Source organism: Lysinibacillus sp. FSL K6-0057 (genome assembly GCF_038630885.1).
GTDB lineage: Bacteria > Bacillota > Bacilli > Bacillales_A > Planococcaceae > Lysinibacillus > Lysinibacillus fusiformis_F.
On sequence record NZ_CP152047.1, the window covers coordinates 4,342,762 to 4,365,026 of the forward strand.

The 22,265-nt window shown below is 36.9% G+C and carries 20 protein-coding genes; 6 read left to right on the forward strand and 14 right to left on the reverse strand.

Annotation, left to right across the window (positions count from 1 at the left end; translation table 11 throughout):
- Positions 1-158: 158 nt before the first annotated feature.
- The 4 genes from MHB40_RS21750 to MHB40_RS21765 all read right to left on the reverse strand — a co-directional run bounded on the left by MHB40_RS21750 (position 159) and on the right by MHB40_RS21765 (position 4,841).
- A complete protein-coding gene (locus MHB40_RS21750; protein WP_048394818.1) occupies positions 159-860 on the reverse strand; it encodes an amino acid racemase in 702 nt (233 codons plus the stop codon).
- Entirely contained in the window at positions 857-2,089 is a 1,233-nt protein-coding gene (locus MHB40_RS21755) for an ATP-grasp domain-containing protein (protein WP_328013152.1), read from the reverse strand. Before MHB40_RS21755 ends, MHB40_RS21750 begins: the two co-directional genes overlap by 4 nt.
- 55 nt (positions 2,090-2,144) lie before the next feature.
- Positions 2,145-3,194 carry a C39 family peptidase gene (locus MHB40_RS21760; RefSeq protein WP_342533457.1) on the reverse strand — a complete coding sequence of 350 codons (1,050 nt, stop codon included), beginning with the start codon at positions 3,192-3,194 and terminating at the stop codon, positions 2,145-2,147.
- 150 nt (positions 3,195-3,344) lie between these two features.
- A complete protein-coding gene (locus tag MHB40_RS21765) occupies positions 3,345-4,841 on the reverse strand; it encodes a long-chain fatty acid--CoA ligase (RefSeq protein WP_342533458.1) in 1,497 nt (498 codons plus the stop codon).
- Between the two features lie 244 nt (positions 4,842-5,085).
- Between MHB40_RS21765 and MHB40_RS21770 the strand changes: the two genes are divergently transcribed.
- A complete protein-coding gene (locus tag MHB40_RS21770; RefSeq protein ID WP_112116686.1) occupies positions 5,086-5,679 on the forward strand; it encodes a metallophosphoesterase family protein in 594 nt (197 codons plus the stop codon).
- A 40-nt stretch (positions 5,680-5,719) separates the two neighbouring features.
- Here the strand turns inward: MHB40_RS21770 and MHB40_RS21775 are convergent, their stop codons facing one another.
- The 5 genes from MHB40_RS21775 to MHB40_RS21795 all read right to left on the reverse strand — a co-directional run bounded on the left by MHB40_RS21775 (position 5,720) and on the right by MHB40_RS21795 (position 9,134).
- A complete protein-coding gene (locus MHB40_RS21775; protein WP_342533459.1) occupies positions 5,720-7,471 on the reverse strand; it encodes a protoglobin domain-containing protein in 1,752 nt (583 codons plus the stop codon).
- A 287-nt stretch (positions 7,472-7,758) separates the two neighbouring features.
- Positions 7,759-8,343 carry a DUF305 domain-containing protein gene (locus tag MHB40_RS21780; protein WP_342533460.1) on the reverse strand — a complete coding sequence of 195 codons (585 nt, stop codon included), beginning with the start codon at positions 8,341-8,343 and terminating at the stop codon, positions 7,759-7,761.
- 102 nt (positions 8,344-8,445) lie between these two features.
- Positions 8,446-8,634 carry a cysteine-rich CWC family protein gene (locus MHB40_RS21785; RefSeq protein ID WP_342441636.1) on the reverse strand — a complete coding sequence of 63 codons (189 nt, stop codon included), beginning with the start codon at positions 8,632-8,634 and terminating at the stop codon, positions 8,446-8,448.
- A 78-nt stretch (positions 8,635-8,712) separates the two neighbouring features.
- Positions 8,713-8,910, reverse strand: a complete 198-nt coding sequence (locus tag MHB40_RS21790) for a gamma-type small acid-soluble spore protein (protein ID WP_205445671.1) — start codon at positions 8,908-8,910, stop codon at positions 8,713-8,715.
- Between the two features lie 14 nt (positions 8,911-8,924).
- Entirely contained in the window at positions 8,925-9,134 is a 210-nt protein-coding gene (locus tag MHB40_RS21795) for a hypothetical protein (RefSeq protein ID WP_342533461.1), read from the reverse strand.
- 605 nt (positions 9,135-9,739) lie between these two features.
- On the opposite strand from MHB40_RS21795, the gene MHB40_RS21800 reads away from it, so the two are divergent.
- Both MHB40_RS21800 and MHB40_RS21805 read left to right on the forward strand, forming a co-directional pair.
- Positions 9,740-10,234 carry a L,D-transpeptidase family protein gene (locus MHB40_RS21800; protein ID WP_205445672.1) on the forward strand — a complete coding sequence of 165 codons (495 nt, stop codon included), beginning with the start codon at positions 9,740-9,742 and terminating at the stop codon, positions 10,232-10,234.
- A 290-nt stretch (positions 10,235-10,524) separates the two neighbouring features.
- Complete coding sequence (locus tag MHB40_RS21805; RefSeq protein ID WP_342533462.1) at positions 10,525-12,198, forward strand: ribonuclease J; 1,674 nt, start codon at positions 10,525-10,527, stop codon at positions 12,196-12,198.
- Positions 12,199-12,243: 45 nt separating this feature from the next.
- On the opposite strand, the gene MHB40_RS21810 is transcribed toward MHB40_RS21805, so the two are convergent.
- Entirely contained in the window at positions 12,244-12,897 is a 654-nt protein-coding gene (locus tag MHB40_RS21810) for a restriction endonuclease subunit S (RefSeq protein WP_342533463.1), read from the reverse strand.
- 214 nt (positions 12,898-13,111) lie between these two features.
- Between MHB40_RS21810 and MHB40_RS21815 the strand changes: the two genes are divergently transcribed.
- Positions 13,112-13,501, forward strand: a complete 390-nt coding sequence (locus tag MHB40_RS21815) for a helix-turn-helix transcriptional regulator (RefSeq protein ID WP_004225641.1) — start codon at positions 13,112-13,114, stop codon at positions 13,499-13,501.
- Positions 13,502-13,541: 40 nt separating this feature from the next.
- Here MHB40_RS21815 and MHB40_RS21820 read toward each other — a convergent pair whose 3' ends face one another.
- Positions 13,542-14,417, reverse strand: coding sequence for a radical SAM/SPASM domain-containing protein (locus tag MHB40_RS21820; RefSeq protein ID WP_205445677.1), 876 nt, complete (start codon positions 14,415-14,417; stop codon positions 13,542-13,544).
- A gap of 196 nt (positions 14,418-14,613) precedes the next feature.
- Between MHB40_RS21820 and MHB40_RS21825 the strand changes: the two genes are divergently transcribed.
- Positions 14,614-15,027, forward strand: a complete 414-nt coding sequence (locus MHB40_RS21825) for a hypothetical protein (protein ID WP_205445679.1) — start codon at positions 14,614-14,616, stop codon at positions 15,025-15,027.
- Between the two features lie 895 nt (positions 15,028-15,922).
- Here MHB40_RS21825 and MHB40_RS21830 read toward each other — a convergent pair.
- The 3 genes from MHB40_RS21830 to MHB40_RS21840 form a co-directional block, all read right to left on the reverse strand.
- Positions 15,923-17,326 (reverse strand): SpoVR family protein, encoded by a 1,404-nt coding sequence (locus MHB40_RS21830; protein WP_342441642.1) that lies wholly within the window; start codon positions 17,324-17,326, stop codon positions 15,923-15,925.
- 44 nt (positions 17,327-17,370) lie between these two features.
- The gene (gene yhbH, locus MHB40_RS21835; protein WP_205445682.1) at positions 17,371-18,528 is read right to left on the reverse strand and encodes a sporulation protein YhbH; all 1,158 of its coding nucleotides are present in this window, start codon (positions 18,526-18,528) and stop codon (positions 17,371-17,373) included.
- 307 nt (positions 18,529-18,835) lie between these two features.
- A complete protein-coding gene (locus tag MHB40_RS21840) occupies positions 18,836-20,731 on the reverse strand; it encodes a PrkA family serine protein kinase (RefSeq protein WP_205447124.1) in 1,896 nt (631 codons plus the stop codon).
- Between the two features lie 212 nt (positions 20,732-20,943).
- On the opposite strand from MHB40_RS21840, the gene MHB40_RS21845 reads away from it, so the two are divergent.
- Positions 20,944-21,939: a M23 family metallopeptidase gene (locus MHB40_RS21845; protein WP_342441643.1), complete on the forward strand. Its 996-nt coding sequence runs from the start codon at positions 20,944-20,946 to the stop codon at positions 21,937-21,939.
- The last annotated feature ends 326 nt before the right edge of the window (positions 21,940-22,265 follow it).

Genomic DNA, 22,265 nt, shown 5'->3' on the forward strand with positions numbered 1-22,265 from the left:
CTTTATATGTACGTAAGCAATTTTCTAATCGTTTCAAGAGAACATTGCTTCCTTTCATAAAAAATCTGCTTCACTCAACACGGAAAGTAAGCCTGTCCACAACTCTTTCAAGAATTGTAGCTTACCCGTGAAAAGCAAGCAGATTCTTTTCAATTCAACTAATCGACTAATTCATAACCACAAGCTAAAATGGCACATTCAGCTAAAACGATTAATGAATCAATATAAATGTCACTTAGCTTTAAATCTCTGTTTACAACAGATAGCTCTGTACAACCTAATACAATTCGATCACAATTTAGTGCTAGCATCGCCTCTTCTATCGGTTGCCAATCTTCTAGCGTAACATCCTTCCCAGCCTTGACATAATCATAAATGATCGACATCACATAGGATCTCATTTCATTATCTGGAACAACTGGTGTAATACCAAACTCCTCAAGTGCTTCCTGATACATCCGTGATGTTAACGTGCCTGTTGTTGCTAAAATACCTACTCGCTTTGCTCCTAAATCAGCAGCACGCTTCGCTGTTTCGCGAATCATATGCAAGATAGGTATAGGAGAACCCTCTTCAATTTCTTGATAAAACGTATGCGCCGTATTACATGGGATCGCTATTATGTCTGCTCCTACCGAAGCTAGTTTTTTTGCATCCTCAATAATGACTGGAACTGGATTGTCCTTTGTATTATCTAAAATAAAGGCCGTACGGTCAGGAATATTTGTATCATTATCAATAATGGTATGTAAATGATCCTGATCTTTTTGTGCTTTCGTACGTCTTACAATCATTTCTCCTATAAACATTGTTGCAAGTGGACCAACGCCACCAATTATACCTAAAGTTTGTTTTTTCATGTGTTAGACAGACCTTTGTTATTAAAATATTTCTTATAGCTACGATAAAAGCTTAAATTATCAAGCGTGACATTCAACCAACGTTTTGCATTCATATCCTTATAATTAAAAATAGAATCTGTAGCCATACCTTGACGAATTAAACTTTTCGCCTCCATTACTAGTTGTTCATTTTGCACATATTTGAACAGCACACCATTCGGTACAATTGTCCAAAGATGCTTGTTCCTCACATATGTTAGTTGTTGTTTACTTCCTCGAACATAATCGTTCGCTACATACTGCATTAAATTAAAGCCACTGGCCGTCACATAATAATTGGAAAGTTCATTATGTAATTCAATACTCAACAATTTATATTGACCATCACGATCATCATATTTCATATCAAATGTGGCAAAGCCTTGAAATTGTATCGCTTCAAGGAATAGCTTAACATTATCCATTAATTCCTGATGATAGGTTGTCATAATCGCTACATAACGTCCTATCCCTTCTGGAGAATGCTCTTCTAAAATAGGGTTTCCTACTGCAAGAAGTTTTGCCTTCCCATCTTGTCCTATATATGCATTAACAACACGCATGTTAGCGTCTTCACCTGGTATATATTGTTGAATCATCAGATCATCACGATAAGCTGATTCTTTATAGATAGCACATAATATACTGTCCTTTTCGTCCTTATCATATGCAATATATACTTTTTTCTTACCAGGAAAAATACAAGTAGCATATTTTGTCATATTCATGGGCTTAATGACAACTGGATAATCAAATGGCATGTTGTAGTCTTCATAATCATTCACCGTGCATACATGTGTAGCAGGGTATTGAAAACCAAATTGTGCACATAGCTCATACATGCTTTCACGAGTTAAAAGTTGATGCGCAAGTGTGGCGTCTACATAGGGAACTAGAAAATCCTCTGCTAACTCTTCTTTGTGTTCTACGATTCTTTTGACATAAAATTCATCACAGGCTAATAGCAGTAATTTTTTGTCTCGGAACTCCTCCGCTATGGCTTTTAGGGCGGTCACAAATCTTTCTTCGATATGAAGTCGCGGTATCTCGCGAAAAGTCCATAAATCACTTTGTTGAATTTTTTCCATGTTCGTATGGTTTAGTGCAAGTGGCTTCACACCATAGGCTTCGTAAAATGCTCTGGCCATGCCATAAGCATTCATTTCATCTCCAAGTAAAACAGGTAAAAAAACGTGCTCAATGGCCATTCTACTCAACTCACTTTTACTTTTTTATTAGTGTAACATACTAATGATTTATAGCTTATTTATGAACAGCTACAGCTTGTTTGCCTAATTCCTGATAACTTTTGAAAAATTGATCGACATTGTAAGTAACATACCCTTTTAAAGGATCCATTACGACTACCTTATCACCTAAATGTCCCGTTAAGACGACTGCATGTAAGTTCATAAAAGCATCATGTCGAGTCGTTTCCCCTGTATAAATCCAGCCTCTTTCTGCTTTTCGTTTAGGCTTTGATAAATCTAGCGTTACCCATGTCACGACAGGAATACCTTCACGCACAAGCTGTAAAATATCATCCTGTGAGGCGTTACTCATATTTTTGACATGTAAGCCAGCTTGTTTATCTGTAATAACTGCCTCAGCCGCTTTGACAATTGGAGCAGCAAAAACATACATGCCACGAGCTTTATCACGAGGATTACCTGCAAAAGCATCATTGGGATTTGGTCCAAAACGTTGATTGCCTACTGTTCGTATTTCTTGCTTTGGTAAATACTTGTCAGTCATTTCGAGCTTCGACACATTCATTCCAAAATAATTTAATACGGCTGTAAGTGAAGTAATTTCACAGCCATGTGGCAGCTCGGGGTTTTGCATGACAACAGGGACATCTAACTCCTGATCGTCTCTTAAAAAGTGTGTTTGCAATCGATAATAGGGCTTTGTTGTATCGTAAGTGAAATTCTCGATTGTTGTATACCCATTATTTGTCGTACTATTTTCAAGTGTTGTTGCCGCAATTGCATATTCTCTCCCTGCCTTGAGCTTCGAAAATATAGCTTCTCCCTCTTCTGAACCAATCGCTTCTTCCACTACTTCACCTGTTTGTACATCTGTAACCGTAAGGAAGAGATTTGGAATAGGTGCCCCGCTATTAAATTCTACTGTTAAAACCGTTAATTGATTTTTTTGTTCAGCATCTTGCTGAGAAAATGGCTGACAGCCTGAAAGTAACATAATAATCAAAATGCCAATAAGTAAAAGGCGTTTATACCCCGTCCACAAGACAAATTCCGCTCCTATTCTAAGGCGAAGAGCAGCCCCTTCGCCATTCTCATTATTCAATTTGTCGTAGACTCTATTATACGATACTTTCATAGCCGTTCCTATTTTATCTTGATTTAGTAACTATTTTTTGTACTAATATCGAGTTACACAAGACAGTGAACCCCAAAAATCTGGATAGCAATTATGCCAAAGGATAATTGAACTGTCTTAAATTGTTGTCACTTTCGGCCGTAATGTATGCTTTAGTACCTTCCCAGAGGCATTTCGTGGCAATTCTATTAAAAATTCAATTTCATAAGGTACTTTGTATTTGGCAAGTCGTGTTTGACAATAGGATAGTATCGAATTTTCATCAAGAGACTTCCCTTCCTTTAACACAACAAATGCTTTTGGTACTTCTCCATATACTTCATGTGGCAATCCAACCACTGCTGCTTCTAAAATTTCCGGCATTTGATATAGAACTTCTTCTATTTCGATTGGGTAAATATTTTCTCCACCACGAATAATCATATCTTTTTTTCGATCTACAATATATAAATAGCCTTCCTCATCAAAGCGTCCTAAATCGCCTGAGTACAACCAGCCATCCCTAATCGCTCTTGCTGTTTCCTCTGGATTGCGTAAATAGCCCTTCATTACTTGTGGTCCTCTTACGCATATTTCGCCCACCTCTCCAGCTGGTACGGTCTTTCCGTCACTATCAACTACACAAACCTCTGTCTGTGCTAATGGTTTTCCAACTGAGCCAATTTTCGTCAATGCATCCGTATCTAATAAAGAGGTAGCTGCAGGTGAATTTTCAGTTTGACCATAAAGATTTTGAACCTTTACATTTGGAAATGCTTCTTTCACTTGCTTTACAAGCTCATAAGGCATCGGGGCAGCACCGTAACATAATAAACGTAAATGATTAAAGCTATGTTCCTTGAATCCAGGAGTATTTAATATAATGGTATACATAGATGGAACACCAAAGAAAATTGTCGCCTCAGTAGCTACAATTTGAGCTAACGTTTTAGTTCCTGAAAATGCTTCTTCAATGACCACTGTTCCCCCTCTATAAAACATAGGCATAGCAAATACATGAAGACCTGCACAATGAAACAAAGGCGTACAAATAAACATTTTGTCCCTGCTAGACATATTCATAGAAGACGACCAAATATCTGCTGTAGCCACGATATTCTGATGCGTTAGCATGACGCCTTTGGGTTTACCTGTTGTTCCCGACGTATACATGACCACTGCCGTATCGTCAGCCTCTAATTGCACAATTTTTCTAGCACGATTATCATATTCAATTATGTTTTTCATTTCTTGAAATCCGATTGTATGTTGGAATGAATAAGAAACGTCCTCTAATACCTCTGTTAATCTTTCATCAAAAATTAAGCCCCTTGCTTGTGAATGATTAAAAATAAAATCAACCTCAGGAGCAGCTAATTTAGTGTTAATTGGCATCACAATAAATCCAGCTAATTGGACACCTAAATATGCGATTAAAAATAAATCTGAATTGAGCGTATATAGGGCAATCACATCATCCTTTTTAAAATCTTGTTCCTGCAAGTAAGTCGCAAATCTTTCTACACGTTGGTAAAAATCATGATAGCTTATTGCCTTTCCATCATACAATGTTGCAATTGCATTTGGTTGTTGCCCTGCATAGTCTTCAAGAATATCTGTCATCAACTTCGTCATTATAAGCCCTCCATACTTTCATTTTATTATTATTGAATAAACAAGAATGGGAAACTATTAAACTTCTTAAAATTCTGAAAATTACGATTATATTTTATCAAGCAATGTATTTCTTGGCAATTTTTCCACACATTCAAAATATGTAGCTGAAGTAACGAAATATTCTTAGACATTTTACTTTTCTAGTAATTTCTATTAGGTGTATGATACTTGTACGATTATTATTAGGAAAGGCCGGGTTTAAATGCTTTATGCACTTTTAGGAGATTTACATTCTAATATAGAAGACACTAAAGCTGTTCTAGCTCATATTCAACAAACAGCAGAGGAAGCAACAATCATTGGGTTAGGGGATTTATATGAATGCACTGTAAGTAAGAAAAAGGCACAAACCATATCTGGCTTACCTTTGCAAAAGGCGGCCATAGTAGAAAGTGAATTTGAAAAACTGCTAACCTTCCCCTCTATTCGAGGCAATCAAGAAGAACGTATTACTCAGGTCACTGGCATTGAACGTTTTAAAGCTTTACCAGAGACAATAGAGATTGATGGAGCCACGCTTATGCATGGACATCAATTTAGGTGGAATGTAAGCTGGCAACCGACTTTTCCACCCTTTCAAAAACCATTATTTTTCTTCGGGCATAGTCACGAATCAGGTCTTTATCATCAACAAAAAAAGCTGCCGATTCGTATTCGCTATGGGCAACCAATTGCGTTACAAGACAAACAATATGGTGTGAATGTAGGCTCTGTTATCAATCACCGTGAATGGTGTCTTTATGATAGCCAAAAGCGTACAGTGACATTTATGTGTGTTCCACCTATTAATCTATAAAAGAGCAAGCTAGTATGTAGACTAGCTTGCTTTCCATTTTTTAATGAATATATTGCTTTTTCTCACTCAATAAAATTTCCTTTAACTCTTTTAATTTTTCAATTACAACATACGATTCATCCGTAATTTCTTTCAGGTATTTTTCAGCGCCCGTTTTATTCCCTACATTGTACTCACGCACTGCTTTTTTTGCTATATCATGCACGTGAATAAATGGTTGTTCTAACTCTGCGTAGACACGCTCCTCACCTAACAGTTTCTTTCCTGTGCCATAGTACCATTCGCCAAGGCGTGATTCTTTTGGAGACCCTACATCCTGCTCCGTCATCGTTTCAAAGCCTAGTAGCAAATTGTAGATTTTCCATCTCCACAATAGGTGATCGGTAATAGCTAATTCAATAATATCCTCTTGGCTAATAATAAAGTTTTTAGAAATTGTTGTGGATCGGTATCCATCAATCATTTTACTTAATTTATAAATGGCGGAGCCCATATCAAAAACGATTACCTTACTTTTTTGCATGCTCTCTGTAATTGTATGGTTACGTTCAGAAATAGTAGTAGCAGATTGTGCCTGAACCTTTGTCATTGTAGCTATTTCCTCAAAGCGCGCCCCCTGCTGCTGTAAGTTTTTATTTAGCTCAGCTAGCGTCTGTGATATATATAAGGTATCTGTAACACCTTGATGTAAATCTTGGGAAAATTGAGTCGTCAATGAACTAATATTATGGGTAATATGAAGTAACTCCTGTATATCTGTATGTATAGATTTGACAGATGTACTTGTATCATCAGCAAGTTTCCGAACTTCCTCTGCAACAACCGCAAAACCTTTTCCTGCTTCTCCAGCACGAGCGGCCTCTATTGATGCATTTAAAGCCAACAAATTTGTTTGATCTGCTATTTTTTTTATTAATTCCATTAATTTCGCTACACTATTTACACGCTCAACTAAACGCCTAATATCTTCCTGCATTGATTTATGGCCTTCATCGGTTGTCTGTAAAATAGATGATACTTGTTGTAATGATTCCAAATCCTGATTTAATTTTTTAAAGGCATGCTTTGTTTGCTCTGAGATATCACCAACTGATGTGGCAATTTCTTCAATGCTCTCATCTAACTCATGCATTAATTGATCTGCTGCGACAATCTCCTGTTGCTGAATCTCTTGAAATTCAATCAGTTCCTTAATGGTATCTAACTGTGTATTATAAGTAATAATTTCACCTAACCCATTCACAACAGATCCTGCTTGAATTTCAATATAGGTCTCTAAAATGATTTGTTGATCAATTGTTACTAAACTATCATAGGACAATAAAACATCCAGCATTTTTTCTTCATCACGTGATAGTTCTTTAACAATAAGCGGAATGATTAATTGGTTAATCAGTGTATAGGCAGAAATCATCCAGTTCGGTAGTACCCCAATTCGAGCATGAACATAGGCAATTTTACGTCGCTTAAAGACATAATCTAAATCTAATTCATCATCAAATAAGCTAATAAAATGTGAATCAAACAACCCTTTCAAGCGCTCTACGGTTGAATGTGTATTGATGACATGATTAAACTCTGGAATTTCCAGTAGACGAGCATAAAAATTATCGAGTATATACTGTCGATTATTCTCGTAAATTTTACGTAAAAATCCAACAGATTCTCTTCTAATTCTTGATAAAGCAAGGAAATCTAATTTTTCTTTAAAGCGTTCATTTGTTTCGATGTCTGAATTTTTTGTAGCCGAGAAATAATCATAACTTTGATTAATCTTCTTCCTTTTGAACATTGCTCCCACTCCTAGTTGTATTAAATTAAAGTAAAATAAAATTACCAATATTTCAAAGCCAATAATAGATCTCTCTTCATTACCTTCAACTAATAAAACATATATATTCTACCAACAATAGAAAGACAAAAATAGATTCTCATTTAATTCTTTACACTTTATTATTTTTTCGTCCACTTTATTGACAATTTCTTATTTTCCTAGTTAAACACTGTCTTTACGCAGAAAAAGCGCTAAAATCACGTTTGATCCTAGCGCCTTCTTCCCATATAAACTTATCGTTAGTGCTAGCACTCGCAATCGCAATTTTGTAAGCTATCCAGTAGCTTTTCCATGGCTTCTAGTTGCTCACATAGCGTTTGAATCATGCATCGTAGGATTGGAATTAATTCTTGACAAATGCAGAATCTAAGCACATTTTGTGCCAGTCGTATACCACCCTGATGATGGACAATCATTTCCCGCAGATAATTGATATTAATGCTGTTGGAGACTGGCGGTGCACACATTGCATTGAACATAGCTTCTGTAATTTCTTTATAAGCACACATATACTCGTATAATTCATACTCTGAATTTTGCACGACACAACAACGATTTTGTATCGCTTCAAGACTCTCAACCATTTCTGTATGTGTTCGAATGATTTCTAATGCGAGATTTTGTACAGGGATATTCGTTGTATAGCGTAAAATATTTTCAGACATTTGGATTGCTGCAACTTGATGAGGGAGGATTTGTTTAATAAAGTTTTCTGAGATACTACAAGTAATGGTAACATAGGTCATACCCTGCATCATTTTTTTGAGGATTCGCTGATATTCCTCTAGATATGCCTTAGTCACATTACTGAGTTCAATTGGTTTAGCCATTAGACACACTCCTTTCAGAGTAATGTATGCCTGCTAGGTTGTTGTGCGATAGACAATTGTACCAATTGCTCAATTTTTACCAGCCATCATCATCGTAAAAAATTATACTTGCTCTTTCTTATATGTATCTATACATGTAGAACAAATGCATATTTTTGGCTCTCCCTGCACTGCATTTAACAGATGTTCTGGAATGCTAACTGTCATACACCAGCACTCTTTTTCGCCTTTTGCCACGCCACAATGATTTTCTCCCCCACATAATGGACATTTCATTTCTCCAGTTGACATGCTCCTACAACTCCTTTACTTTTCCCATTGTAAAGTAAAAAAGGAAGAGCACTCAATACCTTGCTCCTCCCAAAACACTTATTGTTGATGCTTGTGTATGTCTTGTTTTACTTCTTCAGTATCTGTGTCACTATAAATGGATGTTCCATGCCCACCACTTTTTGCTAACAATGCCTTCACTTCATTATAGGATAATCCTGCGTCTGCATTTTTTTGCTTCACTTCATTAATATTCGTGCCTGCAGATGTAAATTGGACTTCTTTTTCATGATTCATTGTATTTCTACCTCCTATAATTCATCTGGCTGCATTTCAATCAATTCATCGCCTTCTCTTTTTACTCGCTTATTGAGCTCCTCTATAGGAATGGCATCTACAGTTTGCATATCCTCATGCAAATCGAAAAGACTAATTGTATCTGATTCAACCATGTCAGGCTTGTCCTTGCTATTTAAATTCATGAATATTTTCTTTTCATGTGGTATTTTTTCGATATCCATTCTATCACACTCCTTTTCCTATAATGTGTGTAAAGCTGGACAGATTATGTGTCTTTCCCTTGTGCGCTTTTATCAATTCGGTGATACTCAGCTATTTGAATAACTCGTACATGTTTTGTGTGCAGTTCATGGTATATACCCCTACTATCGGTAAAGGAAATATCTTGATCGCGTTCACTTTTCACTAATTTCTCTGCCTCTTGTTGTGATTCAATATCAATTACGCCTCAGCGTAATTGCGTCCAGATTTTTTTCGAACTTGCTCGAAAAGCTCATCTTCAAAATCTGTGACATCCGCTGGGGCTTTTATCTTGATTCAGTTGGTGTTTGGACACCCACTAAATCAAAGAGAACATTTTTACATTCATCTCACCACCTATAGAGGTGGACGTTTTCTGCTGAATCAAGATAAATGAATCTTCGTACATAATGTATCTCATCAAAAAAATACGTAATTTTAAATTCCTTCATCTTTATGCCCCTTAATCCTGCAATGTCACCGCTTATTCTGTCCAGAAACTGAAAAACCTTGCATTCCTAAAATTACATAAAACATATGATGCATATAGTAGAGCAATAAACCTTTGCATTGGAGGGAACAATAATTGATTCATACAGTCAAAGCTGGTGAAACCCTTGCTCAAATTTCTCAAGATTACCGTACACCTTTAGCATCCATTATCGCTGCGAACCCAGGAATTCAGCCTGATCATCTTGTCATTGGTCAACAAATCGTCATCCCTGGCTTGCCCGACCCCGAGACAATTCCTTACCGTATCGAGATCTCTACCAATAATCGCTGGCTACGTTTATATAGAAACAATATCCTTCAAAAACAATACCCTATTGCAGTTGGACGCATGCTTCACGAAACACCAGTAGGTAGTTTTATTATCATTAATAAAGCGCCAAACCCTGGCGGTCCTTTTGGCACGATGTGGATGAGTCTTTCTAAAGAACATTACGGAATTCATGGCACAAATGATCCTAGCTCTATTGGGCATGCTGTTTCACATGGTTGTATCCGTATGCATAATCGAGATGTTGAAGAGCTTGCCAGTATTGTGCCAATCGGTACAGAAGTGGTGATTCATCCCTAACTAAAAAGGCTATCTATACAAATTAGATAGCCTCTTGTTTTCATTATCTTATCCTCTAGTCTGCGCAAGCTTCGTTAAATAGTATTGCTCTTCCCGCCACATATAATCCGCCATCGGAGCTTTAAATTTCAATCCTCCCCATTCTCTTAAAACGTTTTCATAATGCTACATCTCATAGTAGTAAGATTAAGCATTGCAAATTTCGTATAGGATGAAATGCTAAAAGCTATACTACCTATGGCAAAAGCAATTATTTGATAGCTTTATTTAAAACTATAGGAGGGAATACGTTGTCCACAAGTAAACAGTTATTATCCATTTTCGCCCTAGGTGGCATCAATGAAATTGGTAAAAATATGTATGTAGTACAATATGCAGATGACATAATTATTATTGATTGCGGAGCAAAATTTCCAGATGAAACCCTGCTTGGAATTGATCTTATCATTCCTGATATTACGTATTTACTTGATAATAAGGAAAAAATTAAGGCATTAATTGTCACACATGGGCATGAGGATCACATTGGTGGGATTCCTTATTTACTAAAAAAATTAAATGTCCCTGTGTATGCTACTCGATTCACTCTCGGACTTATTGAATTAAAGCTCAAGGAACATAAGCTTTTAAGAGAAACGGATTTAATTGAAATTCACGCTGACTCAGCTCTACATTTAGGACAAATTGATATTAATTTCTTTAGAACCAATCATAGTATACCCGATTGTTTAGGAATCGTTTTAGCCACTCCTGAAGGAAATGTTGTCCATACGGGAGACTTTAAATTTGATCTAACGCCCGTTAATAACCAGTTTGCTGATATTCATAAAATGGCGGAAATCGGTTCAAAGGGTGTGCTAGTTCTGATCTCGGAAAGTACAAATGCAGAAAGACCAGGTTTGACACCTTCTGAGCAACTGGTAGGGCATCATATTGAGGAAGCCTTTTTACATGCTGAACGGAAAGTAATCATCTCTACCTTTGCTTCAAATGTTAATCGTATCCAACAAATCGTACATGCAACAATTGCCACCAATAGGAAGTTAGCTTTAGTTGGGCGCAGCATGGTCAATGTTGTGGATGTCGCGATTGAACGAGGTTATTTATTTGTGCCAGAAGATCTGTTAATTGATGCACGAGAAGTTAAATACTTACCCCCAGAAGAAGTAGTGGTCCTCTGCACAGGTAGCCAAGGCGAGCCTCTAGCAGCACTTGCACGATTAGCAAATGGCAACCATCGTGAGGTAAAAGTTCTGCCAGATGATACAGTCATTCTTGCGGCTTCTCCGATTCCAGGTAATGAAAAGGGCGTTTCTCGTATTGTAGACAATTTGTTTCAGCTTGGTGCTAAGGTGATTTATGGTTCTTCCAGTCATACAGGTATGCATGTTTCAGGACATGGTCATCAAGAAGATTTGAAGCTGATGCTGACGTTTATGAAACCTAAATTTTTCATTCCTATTCATGGTGAGTATCGCATGTTACATCAACATCGTTTATTAGCGGAATCTATTGGCGTTCAAAAGGGACATACCTTTATTATGAAAAATGGAGATGTCGTGGATATTGAAAATGCGAAGGCAAGACAAACGCGTAAAATCCCAGCTGGTGATACGTACGTTGATGGGATTGGCATAGGTGAAGTAGAGGGAATTGTCCTCCGTGATCGCAAGCAACTTTCAGAAGATGGAATGCTTGTTATTGTATTAACACTCAATAAAGCAGATGGTGCTTTTATTTCAGAACCTGATACCATTTCACGTGGTTTTGTTTATGCTAAAGATTTCGAGGCACTGTTAACTAAGGTCAATGTGCTTACCAAAGAAATCGTAAATGAGCTTCAAGAAGAAAGCAGACAGCAAATACATGTCCTACGCCGAGAAATTAAAAGAGCTGTTGGACAATATTTATTTACCCAAACCAAACGAAAGCCAATGATTTTACCGATTATTATTGAAATTTAATAAGTCGGTGCAAGGATTGTCCAATCCATTTTGCACCGACTTATGTTAATTGCTCAACCTTTGAAAGGAATCATTTAGAAAATCTCCATTAAAAACTTTATGTAACATATCAGCATATACATGTTGGAGCTGTTCAAAGCTATGATGTAAGTTTTTTGAATGCTGATTTACTTGGTTTGAAATATTATTGAAGTACTGTGGAAGGTCCTCTATCGCTGCGACTAAAGAATCTTTATTCATTAATAAATGTTGAACAGCATTTAATAATTGAGCTGCTCTATGCTGAATATCAAGAGGAGGTAATGTAATTCTTAAACGAAAGATATTACGTCTCTCTTTATTTATTTGAAACCATTTAAAAAAGTGAAATAAATAATCACTGACAACAATGGATTCATTCGGAATAATGGCAATGATATCATGACCGATACACACAGCTTTTTTACATTGATAAATCAAGGTTTCCTGTAAATTAAATTTATTTAGAAGAATGCTTTTAGCAGGTACGATTGACAAATTAAATGAATCAACTGTGTGATCAACCTTTGGCACTTGACTAAAATCATCTTCTCTCAATAATTGCATTAGCATTTCTTCGGTGATAAAAGGAGTATCTTCCCTAGTAAAACATTGATCATTCACAATCAAATGACCAATTTGTATTTTTGCTATTTCTTCTAAAAAAAACTGCTTCACCATGTATGAACCCTCCAATCCTCTGTCCCAATTAATACCCTTAATACAATCTTCATTAACGCATTATACCTAGCTTTTTATTTAGGTCATTTGTCTGATGAAAAGTATTGCTCTAATAATTGTACCATTTTAATGGAACTTTTTCTCCATTATACCACTATAATAGTATAGTCATTTCCCTTGTTTTTCACTAGCTTTTAACATAGAGGTGAATCATATGTCAGATTTTTTAAAGCTAGTAGGTGAACAACTTCGGATTATTCGATTATCCAAAGGACTTAGCCAGGAAGAAGTGGCTGAACGGACAGGGAAGTTAGGTTTCAGTAAAGGAAGAGTTTCTAATATTGAACATGGACAATCTAATATTACCTTAAGTACTTTGGAAACAATCATGAAGGCATTAGACATTACCCCTGAGGAGCTATTTAATTTTCAAAAACTATCTGGCGTTACTGATATTGAGGAAAAAAACCTCATGCTAGACATTCATCGCTCATTACTAAGAGAACGAAATTTAGACGAGGTAAAATATGTAGTTCGTATTACGAAAGATTTTTTAGATACAATTGATTCTCAATCGAAGAAAAACAGCTCCAACGGTCAATGACAATTGGAGCTGTTTCTTTATTAAAATTATCTTTTAGTAGCTACATACCAAACTTTTGACGATAGCCACATTTTCTACATAGTTCTTCAACAGCTTCTCTTCGTGAAAAGCCCTCTACAATCTTATTGGCACGTTCCCCTTCAACAATTTCTGAGAAGGGTTTTTCGTGTACATTCCCTAAATTAATGACACCTTCCCCATCCAAGCAACAAGGCACAACGGTTCCATCCACAAGTATAGCCGCTTGGCTACGCAGAGCATGACAGAAACCCTTCCCTTCATCCTCTGGCTCAAGGAGACTTGGCCATCTAAATTCATGATCCTGATTTAAATAAACATGGGGGGCAATTTTTACTCCTTTACCAGGCTCTACTTTTTCTTCTATGCGGTAATCAAGATTATACTCATTTTCTAATATTTCTAAAGTCTCACGGTTACGACGTGCTGCAACATCCGAAACATGATCCTGTTGTAGATTCCATAAACGATAGGAAATAATCGTATTGTATTCCCTTGATTCTCGCACAAAGTTCAAGATATCCCCTAAATATTTTTCACGGTTTTCAGAGCCCTCATGCCCATCAAAGCTATGCAACGAGAAATTAATTTGACGTAATGCTGGTTTTCCTAATATTTTCTCACGGTTCTTTTTTATTAGCGTACCATTCGTTGTAATATTGACTTTAAACCCTTTTGCATGGGCAGCATCTAATAGCTGATCGATTCTTGGATGTAGTAATGGCTCTCCTTTTACATGCAAATAAATATATTTTGTATGTGGACGAATTTCATCTAATATTTTATTAAATTGTTCGACTTTTATAAGCCCCTTTGCACGAGCTGTAGGTGGGCAAAAACTACAGGCTAAATTACAAACACTCGTTATTTCTATATAAACCTTTTTAAATGTTCTCAATGTTGCTTCTCCGTTCCCATTCACTAAATAATCAAATCTCATTCATTCTAACAAATTTATTGGATAGATAGCAAAAATCGTTGAGCTTTCATCTGGGCAGTCCTACCTTTTCTCTAGGTAACATGGCTACACGTACAAGTGGGTTCATGAAGCGCTAATATCTTAATAGTAAGATGAAACGAAGGGAGGAGAAACGATGTCTGGTTTTAATTCTAAAAAATTTTATGGACCTGACGAACCTGAGCAGGAATCCTCTAACAAGCAAGGGAAAAATCATATAACGATCAATTTTACATTCAATATAGGAAACACCGATTTCCACTTTGAGCAACGAGCGGAAGGTGGAGGTCAAATCAATCATGATGTAGGCACAAATGCTAACCAAGGTGGACAAAATGCTAGTAACGGTAGTCATACACGAAATGTCAATTCGCAATTTGCTGACGGTAATGGAAGAAGCGGTATTGCTGGTAATCATAATGATGAGGCTGGTGGCCAACAAGGCATAAAAGTACGAGATAGCCTAGTCATTGAAAGTGATATACATTCATCCTCTAATCATAGTGAAAGTAATGAAGAAACTGATGTATTAACTGAAGAAAATGAGTAAATCATGTTGTTGAAAAAAGATGATGTCAACGGCAGAAAAAGCAACTTGGCAAGGTGAGGGGTTGATTTCCGTTCCGCCAGCGTCCTTTCCAGGGGGCGTCCGATGAGCCGCTTCACTCACTTACGTTCGCTCCAGGGTCTCCTCTGTGACGCTAAATCCCCTAGGAGTTACGCTGGCTCCACTCCAATCAACCATGCTGCAAAGTGTCTTTACTTTTTTCATAGCAGCATAGCGATTAAATCGCCCCTTATTTGTATTCTTAGAGGGGATAAACTCTTATTTTCAATGTGGAGAAGTGATGCGTGACAACACCTCTTCATAAAGAGTAGTGAACACCTTCACTTTATTTGAAAACCTTTGCTAAAAAGTCAGTGGGTTGAAGTGGAAGGCTACTTGACTCCCGTGGGATAGCGAGACAGGCAAAACTCTAAACGGAGCGGTAGCGGAGGAAGCGATTCGGCGCTCGCCCACAGGAAAGCAAGTAGCCTGCAACGGAAATCCATTTCTACCTTTCAATTGACAGTTTTGTTTTTCAACACTAAGAGATTGGTTGAAAAAAGATCATGTCACTAGCAGAAAAAGACCTTTTGGCAAGGCGATGGATTGTTTCCCGTTCTGCAAAAGTGTCCTTTCCTTATCTTTCATACTTGCCGTAGCGATCAACATAGCTCATTATTTGTATAATTAGTGAAAGGATAGGCTCTTATTTTTAATGTGGAGAAGTGATGAATGACAATACCCCTCCATAAAATGAGTAGGAACAGCTTCACTTTATTTGAAAACCTTTGCTACATTGTGGATTGGAGTGGAAGACTACTTAACTCCCGTTTCTTCAACACTATGAAAAAAACTTCTATCTGTTTGATGATACCGTCAACAGATAGAAGTTTTTTTGTCATACATTGCGTTTATAGTTTTTAGTGCCGTCATAAGAATAAAGCATCGGCTTTTTATCCACATAGGTTTCTAAATGAACGGGCCGTCCCCATAGCTGATAAATATAAGGCAATACATTTTCTAAATAGCGAGGATCTAACTCCATCCCTTCGTAACCATGTACTAAATAGAGCTCACCATTACGCAAATAATCACCATTTTTTACTACAATATATGGGAAGCCCCCGTTTACACGCATGGATACAAGCTGATCTCGAACCATCTCATGATCCTTATCCGTTATACGATACTCATTGCCTTTCTTTTGGAACAAATACAAATCTTCACGCTTCGCTAAATCCTTTGATAAATAGTTTCGAATAAAGGAAATATCCGATTCTATTTCTCTTACCTCAAAGATCTTTTCACGCCCCGTATTTGGCTGTACACCTAGCCGCTTCATTTCCTCTGTAGGATTATTATAGCGATTTTCAATATCCTCGAAAATTTTTATTCCAAGGTAATATGGATTAATCGATGTTTTGGATGGCTGCACAACCCCTGCATTTAATTTGGCATATTCAATTGTCTCAGCAGTGGTTAGTTTTAACTCCCGCATGATGCGTTGATGCCAGAAGGACGCCCAGCCCTCATTCATTATTTTTGTTTCTAATTGAGGCCAAAAATAAAGCATTTCCTCCCGCATCATTGTTAAAATATCTCGTTGCCAGTCCTCCAATTCACGGCTATACTCCTCCAAGAATAGCAACAAATCTTTTTCTGGCTTTGGCGGAAATTGCTTTAATCTTCGTCTAATTGGTTTATAAACTTTTTCTTTTTCTTCTATACTCCACAAATCATCATATGGTGATTTCGTTGGAGATTTTTCCTCTTCAAGATCATCGTCCTCACTCCAGGTTAGCTTCGGTCGTAAAATAGATGAATCAATATGTTCCTGAATAGCTAAAACTGCATCTAAAAACTGCTCAACCTCATCCTTGCCGTATTCTCTTTCATAACCAGCTATTCGCTCGGCAGTTGCGGTCATACTCTCTACCATATCTCTTCTTGTATTGGAAAAACGCACATTATTTTTAAAGAAATCACAGTGTGCTAAAACATGAGCAATAATCAGTTTATTTTGGGTTAATGTATTGGTATCGAGTAAAAACGCATAGCAAGGATTTGAATTGATCACAAGCTCATAAATCTGGCTAAGTCCTAAATCATATTGAAGCTTCATTTTATGAAATTGTTTCCCGAAGCTCCAATGGGAAAAACGCGTAGGCATACCATAGGCGCCAAATGTATAAATAATATCTGCTGGACAAATTTCATAACGCATTGGATAGAAATCTAAGCCAAAGCTTGAGGCAATTTCGGTAATTTCATCTATTGCTCGTTGAAGCTCTTTTGTGTCCATTTTACGCCCCCTCCTTTGAACGTCGTACTGTGCAAACATCCATGTTATTCTTCATTTTTTTTGAAAAAGCTCTTTAAGGCATCATATACATCGCCTTTTTTTCTCAAAATATGGTATCTGAATTTAGGATCATCAATTTTTTTATACGTATACATAAGCGTTGAGAAACGGTTATGTTGATTCACCTCACCATAGCCAAACATGCTGGATACATCCATTAACTCTCCTACCAGTTTCAAGCACTTTTCATTATCCATCGAAATATTTTCACCATCTGAGAAATGGACAGGGTAGATATTGTAGCGAGACGGATGATATTTATCCTGAATTAACTCCAATGCCTTTTTATAAGCTGAAGAACAAATAGTTCCCCCACTCTCTCCCTTTGTAAAAAATTCCTCTTCAGTGACAACCTTTGCCTCTGTATGATGGGCAATAAATTCAATCTCTACGGTTTCATATTTTGATCGTAAAAACTTCGTCATCCAAAAGAAGAAGCTTCGTGCACAATATTTCTCAAAAGCTCCCATCGAGCCACTTGTATCCATCATGGCGAGTACTACGGCTTTGGATTCTGGTTTCTCCACTTCATCCCACGTTTTAAAACGTAAATCGTCATTGTGGATAGGCGTAATTTCCGCTTTCCCATGCATTGCATTGCGCTTTAATGCATTTAAAATCGTTCGCTTTTTATCAACATTACCCATTAGCCCTTTTTTTCGAATATCATTAAACTCTATTTTTTCTGTTTTAATATCTGCCTTTTCTTTTTGCTGTAAATTAGGTAACTCAAGTTCATGGAATAAGACATTTTGGATTTCCTCAATACTGACTTCCGCTTCATAGTAATCTTGGCCAGGCTTGTCACCTGCTTCTTTTCCTTGGCCTTGAGCCTGATTGGCTTTACTGCCATCCCGGGCTACTACATCCCCGACACTACTATCCCCTTGTCCTTGCCCAACATGCTTAGAATTATCATAGTTATATCGAATTTTATATTCATCAAGTGACCGAATTGGTATTTTAATAACCTCGCGACCATTGGACATCACAATACTTTCTTCACTAACTAAATCTGGTAAATTATTTTTAATCGCATCTTTTACTTTTTCCATATGGCGTTCCTGGTCCTGGTGCCCTTTACGATGGAGGGACCAATTTTCCTGAGAAATGACAAAGCGTTTATTTTCGTGTTCAGTCATTTTTATCCTCACCCATCTATCAAATTCGCTTTTTCTATACTATGCTTGTGAGCCAAATTTTTGAACTTTTTTCATAAAATCAATTGTGCACCTATTAATCACGCCTCAGCGTAATTGCGTCCAGATTTTTTTCGAGCTTGCTCGAAAAGCTCCGCTTCAATATCTATGACATCCGCTGGGGCTTTTATCTCACCACCTATAGAGGTGGATATTTTCTGCTGAATCAAGTTAAATCTCTCATCCTGATAGTAAAAGGAGTGCCCTAAAATGGGACACTCCTAACTGACTTGGAACAATCAACATCAAGCTATCGATTGAGTAAACTTCCTACATATTGTAGCAACTCATTTGCCGATGTTGTATTATAGCCATGTTCATCAACAAGCCTTGCAACGACCTCATTAATTTTCTTCAGTTGCGATTTATCTGGCATTTTAGAAGAAGTTGTAATTTTCACAATATCTTTTAAATCTGCAAATAATTTCTTTTGAATAGCTTCTCGCAATCTTTCATGAGAATTATAGTCAAAACGTTTACCTTTTCGTGCATAGGCAGAAATTCGAATGAGAATCTCTTCACGGAATGCCTTTTTAGCATTTTCTGAAATGCCAATTTGCTCCTCAATCGAGCGCATTAATTTTTCGTCTGGGTTCATTTCTTCCCCAGTCAGAGGATCGTAAATTTTATTTTTATTACAAAATGCCTCTACATTATCAAGGTAGTTGTTCATTAATGTTTTTGCCGATTCTTCATATGAGTACACAAAAGCCTTCTGTACTTCATTCTTAGCAATTTCATCATATTCCTTACGAGCAACCGCAATGTAATTCATGTATTTTTCACGATCCTCTTGAGAAATAGACGCATGCTGATCCAATCCATCCTTCAATGCTCGTAAAACATCTAATGCATTTATTGATGGTATCTCTTTGCGAATAATAGCAGAAGAAATACGGTTAATAATATAGCGTGGATCAATACCGTTCATGCCTTCATTTGGGAACTCTTTTTTCAGCTCCTCTAAGTCAACGGAATTAAATCCCTCCACATTTTCTCCGTCGTACAAGCGCATTTTTTTAATCAGATCCACACCTTGTTTTTTCGGTACTTCCAATCGAGTGAGAACCGAAAAGATTGCTGCGGCCTTTAAAGCATGCGGTGCAATATGGACATGGGCCATATCACTCTCATTTATCATCTTTTCATAAATATGCTCTTCCTGGCTAACTTTTAGGTTGTAGGGAATGGGCATAACGATAATTCGAGAATGTAATGCCTCGTTCTTTTTATTCGAAATAAATGATCTATATTCAGTTTCGTTTGTATGGGCAACAATTAACTCATCTGCACTAATTAAAGCGAACCTTCCCGCTTTAAAATTCCCTTCCTGTGTTAAAGATAATAAATTCCATAAGAATTTTTCATCAAGCTTCAACATCTCCTGGAATTCCATCATTCCTCTATTGGCCTTATTCAGTTCCCCATCAAAGCGGTAAGCACGAGGATCAGACTCTGAACCAAATTCACCTATTGTGGAAAAATCAATACTTCCTGTTAAATCAGCGATATCCTGCGATTTAGGATCTGATGGTGTAAATGTCCCAATACCAACACGTTTGTCTTCTGAAAACGTAATACGTTCAATCATCACATTTTCAATGCGCCCATCGTATTCCTTTTCAAGACGCATTGTATTTAAAGGCGATAAACTTCCTTCAATTCTAATACCATATTCCTCAAAAAACTCATTACGCAAATGATGTGGAATTAAATGGAGTGGATCTTCATGCATTGGACATCCCTTAATTGCGTAAACTGCACCCTCATCTGTTCGCGAATATTGTTCTAATCCACGTTTCAGTAAGGTAACGATTGTTGATTTACCACCACTAACTGGTCCCATTAATAATAAAATACGTTTTCTAACATCTAACCTGCGCGCTGCTGGATGGAAATATTCCTCCACCAGTCTTTCAATTGCTGTTTCAAGCCCAAAAATTTCTTGTCCGAAAAATTTGTACATTTTTTGCCCATCGCGTTCCTCTACACCAGAACTTTTTATCATATTGTAGACGCGTGAATGGGCTGTTTGAGCAACTTCAGGTCTTTCCCTAATGATGTTTAAATAATCTGCAAATGTTCCTTCCCACTTCAGCCTGTTTTCTTCTTCGCGATAGTTTTTCACTTTATCTAAAATGTTAATAGCCTTCCCTCCATTCAGGGCTTGATTTATAACATAGTATGAAGTTAATGGCATGATGATACCATTACTTTTTCTTTGATGAAGTTTCTTCTTATTATTTCTATTTTTTTTGGCAAAAAGATTGCGGATATATCAACTGTTTTAATACATAGAACCTTACTGAATGAAGATAAAAATTTCGGTTATTCTAACGTTAGAAAGGAGGTCCATCATTGCATCGCCATTTTACATTTCTTTTCACATTTTTATTTTTAGGGATAATGCTGTACCCTACTGCCTCTTTGGCAAAGGAGGATCTAACAGAAGAAGAAATTTTACAGCAGCGTATGTCCTATTATGTACAATTCGATGAATTACTCATTCCTTGGAACTTTTTGGCTGCTATCGATCAGTATGAAAGAAATTTACAATCTGTCCGTAAAGACATCCCTAAACGAGAAGGCTATTTGGCTATCCAATTTTCTGATGAATACTGGTCAGGCGCTTTAAATCCTGTAAAAGAAGACACTTCTCCTGAGACAATTAGCTATTTCGGAGGAATGGGCCTTGATGGTAATCACGATGGGCTCGCTAGTCCAAAGGATGATGAGGATGTCATTTTTTCGATGGCTAGTTATTTAGGAAAATTTGGAACGACTGATGAAGATTTTAAATTAGCATTATGGGAATATTATGGGAGCGAAGAAGCGGTCAATCAAATATTTACCATCTCCACATTGTACAGACATTTTAAAACAATTGAACTTGACGCACATACTTTCCCACTAAATATTCGCTCTGATTACAGTTACAAGGGCACATGGGGCGCCAATCGAGGTTGGGGTGGTCGCCGAATTCATGAGGGAACTGATATTTTTGCAAGCTATGGAACGCCAGTGTTATCAACCTCTTATGGAATTGTCGAGGTAAAAGGATGGAATCAATTTGGTGGCTGGCGTATTGGTATTCGCGACAATCATAATTCCTACCACTATTATGCCCACCTCGGTAGCTATCATAAGGAAATTGAAGTCGGTACAATTGTAAAACCTGGTACTGTTCTTGGCTATGTGGGAAGCTCTGGATACGGAAAAGAAGGTACATCTGGTAAATTCCCTCCACACCTTCATTATGGGATTTATAAATTTAACGGAAGAACCGAATGGGCTTTCGATCCTTATCCTTCCTTACTACAATGGGAGCGGCAAGCAAAAAAACAAAAACAGTAGATAATTTTTTACTTATGGCACTTGAAGCATGTTGCTTCAGGTGCATTTTCTTTCCACATAGGAAATTCTACATAAATACATGAATTTGTTATTAAACATCTATATATATTTAACTATTAATAAAAGGAAAACAATTATATCATTGTACTAAAAAACTATTTTTAAATATTTCTATCGAAAGGCTTATTAATATGCATAAATAGTTATAAAATAGTATTTGTGTTTGAAAAAATTTCTCAATGAGATAGTAAAGGGATGGGAAAATGAAGGGCATTATCAAGTTTAAAACACTTAAAGCTCGAATTTTAAGTGCATTTATTCTTTTG

What these genes read in the sequence shown, in the direction of transcription:
- MHB40_RS21790 (WP_205445671.1), bottom strand. Translation starts at nt 8,910, where the DNA reads ATGAATCATGAAAAAGAAGTCCAATTTACATCTGCAGGCACGAATATT.
- MHB40_RS21770 (WP_112116686.1), top strand. Translation starts at nt 5,086, where the DNA reads ATGCTTTATGCACTTTTAGGAGATTTACATTCTAATATAGAAGACACT.
- MHB40_RS21825 (WP_205445679.1), top strand. Translation starts at nt 14,614, where the DNA reads ATGTCTGGTTTTAATTCTAAAAAATTTTATGGACCTGACGAACCTGAG.
- MHB40_RS21785 (WP_342441636.1), bottom strand. Translation starts at nt 8,634, where the DNA reads ATGTCAACTGGAGAAATGAAATGTCCATTATGTGGGGGAGAAAATCAT.
- MHB40_RS21775 (WP_342533459.1), bottom strand. Translation starts at nt 7,471, where the DNA reads ATGTTCAAAAGGAAGAAGATTAATCAAAGTTATGATTATTTCTCGGCT.
- MHB40_RS21795 (WP_342533461.1), bottom strand. Translation starts at nt 9,134, where the DNA reads ATGGATATCGAAAAAATACCACATGAAAAGAAAATATTCATGAATTTA.
- MHB40_RS21755 (WP_328013152.1), bottom strand. Translation starts at nt 2,089, where the DNA reads ATGGCCATTGAGCACGTTTTTTTACCTGTTTTACTTGGAGATGAAATG.
- MHB40_RS21750 (WP_048394818.1), bottom strand. Translation starts at nt 860, where the DNA reads ATGAAAAAACAAACTTTAGGTATAATTGGTGGCGTTGGTCCACTTGCA.
- MHB40_RS21830 (WP_342441642.1), bottom strand. Translation starts at nt 17,326, where the DNA reads ATGGACACAAAAGAGCTTCAACGAGCAATAGATGAAATTACCGAAATT.
- MHB40_RS21810 (WP_342533463.1), bottom strand. Translation starts at nt 12,897, where the DNA reads ATGGTGAAGCAGTTTTTTTTAGAAGAAATAGCAAAAATACAAATTGGT.
- MHB40_RS21765 (WP_342533458.1), bottom strand. Translation starts at nt 4,841, where the DNA reads ATGACGAAGTTGATGACAGATATTCTTGAAGACTATGCAGGGCAACAA.
- MHB40_RS21780 (WP_342533460.1), bottom strand. Translation starts at nt 8,343, where the DNA reads ATGGCTAAACCAATTGAACTCAGTAATGTGACTAAGGCATATCTAGAG.
- MHB40_RS21815 (WP_004225641.1), top strand. Translation starts at nt 13,112, where the DNA reads ATGTCAGATTTTTTAAAGCTAGTAGGTGAACAACTTCGGATTATTCGA.
- yhbH (WP_205445682.1), bottom strand. Translation starts at nt 18,528, where the DNA reads ATGACTGAACACGAAAATAAACGCTTTGTCATTTCTCAGGAAAATTGG.